This is a genomic window from Variovorax paradoxus, assembly GCF_000834655.1.
GTDB classification, from domain to species: domain Bacteria; phylum Pseudomonadota; class Gammaproteobacteria; order Burkholderiales; family Burkholderiaceae_C; genus Variovorax; species Variovorax paradoxus_F.
On sequence record NZ_JXQQ01000064.1, the window covers coordinates 1 to 7,976 of the forward strand.

A 7,976-nucleotide genomic window follows, 5' to 3' on the forward strand; every position below is an offset into this window, starting at 1 on the left:
GCAGATCTCGGTGGTGCGCGAGTATCACGCACGTTTCGAGCAGGAAGTGTTCTTTCCTGCACTCTCGGCGCCGCGCGGCCTCCCGCGCCTTCGCGCCATGTTCGCCAACTGGATGAAGCGCACCTCGACCGAGATCGACTCGGGCTGCATCTACATCAGCGGCGCTTCCGAATTCGACGACCGCCCGGGCCCGGTGCGCGATGCGCTGGTCGAGTCGGTCAGCATCTGGCAGGCGGCGGTGCTGCGCGCCATCGTGCAATCGCAGAGCGAAGGCCACCTGCGCGCCGACGCCGACGAACGCCAGGTCGCGTTCGAGATCCACGGCCTCATCCTCGCGCTGCACTACGAAGCCCGCTTCCTCCAGGTGCCCGGCTCCATCGGCCGCGCGACCGTCGGCTTCAACAACATCCTTGCGCGCAGCGCCACGCCCGATGCGCCGGCGGGCCCCGCCGCTGCCGCACCGGCGCCCGCCGGCCGGCGCCTGAAGCCCGTGCGCTGAGCGCGCGGCACCGTTTCGATTCCCCCTTTTTTCTTTTTTCTATCTAGCTTCGACCAGGAGAGTTCCGGATGCCTACCTACAACCCACCCGTGCGTGACATGCAGTTCGTGCTGCACGAAGTGCTCCACGTCGCAGACGAACTCAAGGCCCTGCCGACCCACGCCGAAACCGACGCCGACACCATCAACGCGGTGATCGAGGAGGCCGGCAAGTTCGCCGCCGAAGTGACCTTCCCGCTGAACATCAGCGGCGACGAAGAAGGCTGCGTGCTCGACAAGACCACGCACGAAGTCAAGACGCCCAAGGGCTTCAAGGACGCCTATGCCAAGTACGTCGAAGGCGGCTGGCCGGCGCTGTCGTGCGACCCGGCCTTCGGCGGCCAGGGCCTGCCCTTCGTAGTGAACCAGTGCCTTTTCGAGATGCTCAACAGCGCGAACCAGGCCTGGACCATGTACCCCGGCCTCTCGCACGGCGCGTACGAAGCGCTTGTGGCGCACGGCACCGAGGAGCAGAAGAAGACCTACCTGCCCAAGCTCACGACCGGCGAATGGACCGGCACCATGTGCCTGACCGAGCCGCACTGCGGCACCGACCTGGGCCTCCTGCGCACCAAGGCCGAGCCGCAGGCCGACGGCACCTATCGCATCACCGGCAGCAAGATCTTCATCTCGGCCGGCGAGCACGACATGACGGACAACATCATTCACCTGGTGCTGGCCCGCCTGCCGGACGCGCCCAAGGGAAGCAAGGGCATCAGCCTGTTCGTGGTGCCCAAGTTCAAGGTGAAGGCCGACGGTTCGCTCGGCGAGCGCAACCCGATCTTCTGCGCGGGCCTGGAGCACAAGATGGGCATCCACGGCAACGCCACCGCGCAGATCGTGATCGAAGGCGCCACCGGCACGCTGGTGGGCGAGCCCAACAAGGGCCTGGCCGCGATGTTCGTGATGATGAATGCCGCACGCCTGGGCGTGGGCAACCAGTCCCTCGGCCTGACCGAGGTGGCCTACCAGAATGCATTGGCCTACGCCAAGGACCGCACTCAGATGCGCTCGCTCTCGGGCGTGAAGGCCAAGGACAAGGAAGCCGATCCGATCATCGTGCACCCCGACGTGCGCAAGATGCTGCTCACGGCCAAGGCGTATGCCGAAGGCGGCCGCGCGCTGCAGATCTTCTGCACGCTGCTGCTGGACAAGGAGCACAACCACCCGGACGAGAAGGTGCGCAAGGACTCCGGCGAGCTCGTCGCGCTGCTGACCCCGATCGTGAAGGCCTTCATCACCGACAACGGCCACATCGCGACCAACGCGTGCATGCAGGTGTTCGGCGGCCACGGCTTCATCAAGGAATGGGGCATGGAGCAGTTCGTGCGCGACAACCGCATCAACATGATCTACGAGGGCACCAACACGATCCAGTCGCTGGACCTGCTGGGCCGCAAGGTGCTGGGCAACAACGGCGCATCGCTCAAGAAGTTCGGCAAGCTCGTCGCGAAGCTGGTGGAAGAAGAAGGCGTGAACGAGAAGATGGCCGAGTTCATCAACCCGATCGCGATGCTGGGCGACCAGCTCACCAAGTTCACGACCGAGATCGGCTTCAAGGGTTTCCAGAACCCCGACGAAGTGGGCGCCGCCGCGGTGGACTACCTGCGCGTGGCCGGCCACTTCGTGTTCGGCTACCTGTTCGCCCGCATGGCGCAAGTGGCGCTGCGCGAGATCGCCGCCGGCAACACCGACCCGTTCTACGTCGCCAAGCTGCAGACCGCGCGCTTCTATTTCGCCAAGCTGTTCCCCGAGACCGCGACGCTGATGCGCACCGCGCGCGCCGGCAGCAAGGTGCTGATGGACACCGACGCAGCGCTGGCCTGAGGCCACTGTCCTTCTTCATCGTCCAAACGGGAGCCGCCCATGAAATCGACGCTTGCAGCCATCGTCCTCGCCGCCACTTCTTTCACGGCCTTGGCCCAGAGCACCCCGGTGGGGCTGTGGCGCAACGCCGACGACAAGACCGGCGAGGTCAAGGCCGAGATCCGCATCGCCGAGGCCAACGGCGCGCTCAGCGGCCGCATCGAGAAGTCGCTGAAGAAAGACACCAAGCCCGACGCGACCTGCGACGAGTGCAGCGACGACCGCAAGGGCAAGCCCATCACGGGCCTGGAGATCATCCGCGGCGGCAAGAAGGCCGAGGGCAAGGACGTCTGGGAAGGCGGCAAGATCCTCGACCCCGAGAACGGCAAGGAATACCGCGCGAGCTTCACGCCCATCGACGGCGGCAAGAAGCTGGAAGTGCGCGGCTACCTCGGCCCCTTCTGGCGCACCCAAACCTGGACACGAGCGCAGTGACCATCTCTGAATCCGCTCGCCCTGAGCCCGTCGAAGGGCAGTTCAGAGCGTGCAAGGCTTCGACAAGCTCAGCCCGAACGGTTGGCTGTTAGACAACGAGTAACTCAATGACAAATCCCCGATTTCAAGTGAAGAAGGTCGCCGTGCTCGGCGCCGGCGTGATGGGCGCGCAGATTGCGGCCCACCTCGTCAACGTGCGCGTACCCGTCGTGCTGTTCGACCTGGCAGCCAAAGAGGGCCCGAAGAACGGCATCGTCACGCGCGCCATCGACAACCTCAAGAAGCTCAAGCCCGCCCCGCTCGGCGACGTGGCCGATGCGGGCCTGATCGAGCAGGCCAACTACGACGACGACCTCGCCAAGCTCGGCGAGTGCGACCTCGTCATCGAAGCCATCGCCGAGCGCATGGACTGGAAGCTCGATCTCTACAGGAAGATCGCGCCGCACGTGGCCAAGCATTCGATCCTGGCCTCGAACACCTCGGGCCTGTCGATCACCAAGCTGAGCGAAGCGTTGCCTGAAGCGCTGAAGCCGCGCTTCTGCGGCATTCACTTCTTCAACCCGCCGCGCTACATGTTCCTGGTGGAGCTGATCAACACGCCCACCACGCAACCCCAGGTGCTCGACGACCTGGAAGCCTTCGTCACCAGCACGCTGGGCAAGGGCGTGGTGCGCGCGCACGACACGCCCAACTTCATCGCCAACCGCGTCGGCATCGCCGGCATGCTGGCCACGCTGAAGGAAGTCGAGAAGTTCGGCTTGACGCCCGACGTGGTGGACGACCTCACCGGCAAGAAGCTGGGCCGCGCGAGCTCGGGCACCTTCCGTACCGCCGACGTGGTGGGCCTGGACACGATGGCCCACGTCGTGAAGACGCTGCAGGACAACCTGAACGCCGAGAGCGATCCGTTCTACGCCAACTTCGAGACGCCGCCGGTGCTCGCCAAGCTGCTCGAGCTGGGCAACCTCGGCCAGAAGACCAAGGCCGGTTTCTTCAAGAAGGTCGGCCGCGACATCCTGCGCTTCGACCTCGAGAGCGGCGAGTACGTGCCCGCCGGTGCAAAGGCCGACGAGGTGTACGGCCGCATGCTCAAGAAGCCCGCGGGCGAGCGCCTGAAGCTCCTGCGCGAGAGCGAAGGGCCGCAGGGCCAGTTCCTCTGGGCGATCCTGCGCGACGGCTTCCACTACGCGGCCGTGCACCTGGCCGACATCGCCGAGAGCGCGCGCGACATCGACTTCGCGATGCGCTGGGGCTTCGGCATGAAGCAGGGCCCGTTCGAGCTCTGGCAGGAAGCCGGCTGGGCGCAGGTCGCCAAGTGGATCCAGGAAGACATCGATGCCGGCAAGGCGCTGAGCACCGTGCCGCTGCCCAAGTGGGTGTTCGAAGGCGCGGTGGCCAAGGCCGGCGGCGTGCACACGCCAGAAGGCTCGTGGAGCGCTTCGCAAGGCCAGTTCGTTCCGCAGCGCAAGCTCCCGGTGCACGACCGCCAGCTGTTCCCCGAGAGCGTGCTCGGCGCGAACGCGGCCGATGCCAACACAGCGGGCACGACGATCAGCGACGAAGGCGACGTGCGCGTGTGGACGCTGGACGGCGAGGTGCTCATCGCGAGCATCCATTCGAAGATGCACGCCATCAGCCCCGACGTGGCAGAAGCGCTGGGCGCCGCGGTCGAGCTGGCCGAGGCCGAATACAAGGGCCTGGTGATCTGGTCGCCCGACGAGATGTTCTCGGTCGGCGCCGACCTGCAGGCGATGCTGCCAGCCTTCGTGGTCGCCGGCATCGGTGCAGTCGAAGGCGCGGAAGAAGAACTGCAGAACGTGATGCTCAAGATCCGCTATGCGAGCGTGCCGGTCGTCTCGGCCGTGCGCGGCCTGGCGCTGGGCGGCGGTTGCGAGCTGGCCGTGTATTCGTCCAGGCGCGTGGCTGCGATGGAAAGCTACATCGGCCTGGTCGAAGTGGGCGTGGGCCTGATTCCCGGCGCGGGCGGCCTCACCTACATCGCACGCCGCGCTGCGGAGAACGCATCGGCCTCGACGGGCACCGACCTGCTGCCCTTCCTCACCGAAGGCTTCACCGCCGCGGCGATGGCCAAGGTCGGCACCGGCGCGCTCGATTCGCAGAAGCTGGGCTACCTGCTCGACAGCGACGTGATCGTGCCGAACAAGGACGAGCTGCTCTACGTGGCGCTGCAGCAGGCCAAGGCCATGGCCGACGCCGGCTACCGCGCACCGCTGCGCCGCACCTTCCGCGTGGCGGGCCGCAGCGGCGCCGCGACGATCAAGGGCCAGCTGGTGAACATGCGCGACGGCGGCTTCATCAGCGCGCACGACTTCCACATTGCCAGCCTGATCGCGAACGTGGTGACCGGCGGCGACGTGGATGCGGGCTCGCTCGTGACCGAGGAATACCTGATGACGCTGGAGCGCAAGGCGTTCTGCTCGCTGATCGTGCATCCGAAGACGCAGGAGCGGATCATGGGGATGCTCAGTACAGGGAAGCCCGTTCGGAACTGAACCCGCATTTCTCCTTCCCCTTCCGGGGGAAGGCAGGGATGGGGGCTCTCCAACCAAGCAAGATGCGAAACCAGTCAACACCCAATGCCCGCGCGAATGCACAAGTGCTTCGCCGCGAGATGACTGACTCCGAGCTAAGGCTTTGGGGCAGTTTGCGCTCGGAGCAACTGGGTGTGAAGTTTCGTCGCCAGCATCCGCTGGGCAACTACATCGCTGACTTCGCATGTTTGGCACCGAGGCTGATCGTCGAACTCGATGGCTCGCAGCATCAGGTGCAGCAAGGCTACGACGCGCGGCGCGATGAGTTCTTCCGCGCACAGGGGTTCGATGTCTTGCGTTTCGCATCGAACGATCCGTTCACCAATCTTGATGGGGTTCGTCAAGCCATTGCCAACCGGCTCGTCGAGTTGACGCCGCCGGCCCCCATCCCAGCCTTCCCCCGGAAGGGGAAGGAGCAAGAAAATCCAGGAGCTTCTTCATGAGCAGCAAACAAGTCCAAGACGCCTACATCGTCTCCGCCACCCGCACCCCCATCGGCAAATCTCACCGCGGCTACTTCCGCAACTACCGTCCCGACGACCTGCTCGCGACGACGCTGAAGGCGGCGCTCGCCGCCGTGCCCGGCCTCGACCCCAAGGCCATCGAAGACATCATCTGCGGCTGCGCGATTCCCGAATCGCAGCAGGGCCTGAACGTCGCGCGCATCGGCGCGGTGCTGGCGGGCCTGCCGACCAGCATCGGCGGCATCACCGTCAACCGCTTCTGCGCCTCGGGCCTGTCGGCCGTGCAGATGGCCGCGGACCGCATCCGTGTCGGCGAGGCCGACGTGATGATCGCGGCCGGCGTCGAGAGCATGAGCATGGTGCCGATGATGGGCAACTCGCCGTCGCTGTCGCCCTCGATCTTCGAGCGCGAGGGCGACGTGGGCATTGCCTACGGCATGGGCCTCACGGCCGAGAAGGTCGCGCAGCAGTGGAAGATGAGCCGCGAGGCGCAGGACGAGTTCGCGCTCGCCTCGCACCAGAAGGCACTGGCGGCGCAAAAGGCAGGCAAGTTCGCCGACGAGATCACGCCCATCGAAGTGACCGACCGCACCCCCGACCTGGAGACCGGCGAGTCGATCGCCAAGACCCGCACCGTGAACCTCGACGAAGGCGCGCGCCCCGACACCAGCATCGAGGGCCTCGCCAAGCTGCGCACCGTGTTCGCCGCGCGCGGCACCGTGACGGCCGGCAACAGCTCGCAGACCTCGGACGGCGCAGGCGCGCTGATCCTGGCGAGCGAGAAGGCCGTCAAGCAATACGGCCTCACGCCGCTCGCGCGCTTCGTGAGCTTCGCGAGCAAGGGCGTGCCGCCGCACATCATGGGCATCGGCCCGATCGAGGCGATTCCGGCCGCGCTGCGCTATGCGGGCCTCAAGCACGAGGACATCGACTGGTTCGAGCTCAACGAAGCCTTCGCCGCGCAATCGCTCGCGGTGATCAACACGCTGGGGCTCGATCCGTCGAAGGTCAATCCGATGGGCGGCGCGATCGCGTTGGGCCATCCGCTTGGCGCGACGGGCGCGATCCGCGCCGCCACCGTGGTGCACGCGCTGCGCCGCGAGAACCTGAAGTACGGCATGGTCACGATGTGCGTGGGCATGGGGCAGGGCGCTGCCGGGATCTTCGAACGCGTCTGATCGGCAACGCGCAAAGCATCACGAAGAATGCCTGCGCAACGAAGGAGACAACTTCATGCAGACGCAGCAACTCCCGGTCGACGGCGGCATGCAACTGGCGGTGCGCCGCTACGAGCCCTCCGGCGCGCCATTCGCCAGCATCGTGATCGGCGGCGCGATGGGCGTGCGCCAGTCGTTCTACGAACCCTTCGCGCGGTGGCTCGCCCGGCAGGGCCTGCGCGTCTGGACCTTCGACTACCGCGGCTCCGGTGAGTCGCTCGGCGGTGCGCCGCTGCGCGGTTTCAAGGCCGACCTGTTCGACTGGGCGCGCGACTACGAAACCGTGATCGACGCCGCCAAGGCCGCGCTGCCCGGTGAGCCGCTCTACCTGCTGGGCCACAGCCTCGGCGCACAGCTGCCGGGCTTCCTGCAGCGGCCCGAGCAGGTGGCCGGCCTCGTCAGCATCGCGGCCGGCAGCGGCTACTGGCGCGAGAACGCGCCGAAGCTGCGGCGCAGCATCCTCTATTTCTGGTTCGTGCTGGTGCCCTTGGTCACGCGGCTGTGCGGCTACTTCCCCGGCCGCAAGTTGAAGAAGGTGGGCGACCTGCCGCGCGGCGTGATTCTTCAATGGCGGCGCTGGTGCCTCAACCCGCGCTACAGCCTGGGCGCCGAAGGCGAGATGGCGGCACGCAGCTACGGGCGCGTGCGCTTTCCGGTGCTCGCGCTGTCGATCACCGACGACGAGCTGATGACGCTCGCCGGCACCGAGAGCCTGCTCAGCTTCTACGCGGGCGCGCCGAGCGCGGTCGAGCGCATCGCGCCGGCCGACGTGCAGGCGCATCGCATCGGCCACTTCGGCTTCTTCCGCGAGCAGTTCAGCCAGAGCCTCTGGCCGAGCGTCGTCGACAAGCTGCACCGGCTGGCCGCGCTGACCGCGCCCGCCGGGCCTGCCGCGGGGCAGCACG

Annotated in this window: 7 protein-coding genes; all 7 read left to right on the forward strand. The window is 66.7% G+C overall.

What is annotated here, in order from left to right:
* On the forward strand, positions 1 to 499 hold a 499-nt coding region (locus tag RT97_RS33510), incomplete at its 5' end, for a TetR family transcriptional regulator C-terminal domain-containing protein (protein ID WP_042581190.1).
* Positions 500 to 567: 68 nt separating this feature from the next.
* The gene (locus RT97_RS23180) at positions 568 to 2,364 is read left to right on the forward strand and encodes an acyl-CoA dehydrogenase C-terminal domain-containing protein (RefSeq protein ID WP_042581191.1); all 1,797 of its coding nucleotides are present in this window, start codon (positions 568 to 570) and stop codon (positions 2,362 to 2,364) included.
* 39 nt (positions 2,365 to 2,403) lie between these two features.
* Complete coding sequence (locus tag RT97_RS23185) at positions 2,404 to 2,838, forward strand: DUF2147 domain-containing protein (RefSeq protein WP_042581192.1); 435 nt, start codon at positions 2,404 to 2,406, stop codon at positions 2,836 to 2,838.
* A gap of 107 nt (positions 2,839 to 2,945) precedes the next feature.
* Positions 2,946 to 5,351 carry a 3-hydroxyacyl-CoA dehydrogenase/enoyl-CoA hydratase family protein gene (locus RT97_RS23190; RefSeq protein ID WP_042581193.1) on the forward strand — a complete coding sequence of 802 codons (2,406 nt, stop codon included), beginning with the start codon at positions 2,946 to 2,948 and terminating at the stop codon, positions 5,349 to 5,351.
* A gap of 119 nt (positions 5,352 to 5,470) precedes the next feature.
* Entirely contained in the window at positions 5,471 to 5,833 is a 363-nt protein-coding gene (locus tag RT97_RS23195) for an endonuclease domain-containing protein (protein ID WP_253278299.1), read from the forward strand.
* Positions 5,830 to 7,032, forward strand: a complete 1,203-nt coding sequence (locus RT97_RS23200; RefSeq protein ID WP_042581194.1) for an acetyl-CoA C-acyltransferase — start codon at positions 5,830 to 5,832, stop codon at positions 7,030 to 7,032. The genes RT97_RS23195 and RT97_RS23200 overlap by 4 nt, the downstream gene beginning before the upstream one ends.
* A 55-nt stretch (positions 7,033 to 7,087) precedes the next feature.
* On the forward strand, positions 7,088 to 7,976 hold an 889-nt coding region (locus RT97_RS23205), incomplete at its 3' end, for an alpha/beta hydrolase family protein (protein WP_042581195.1).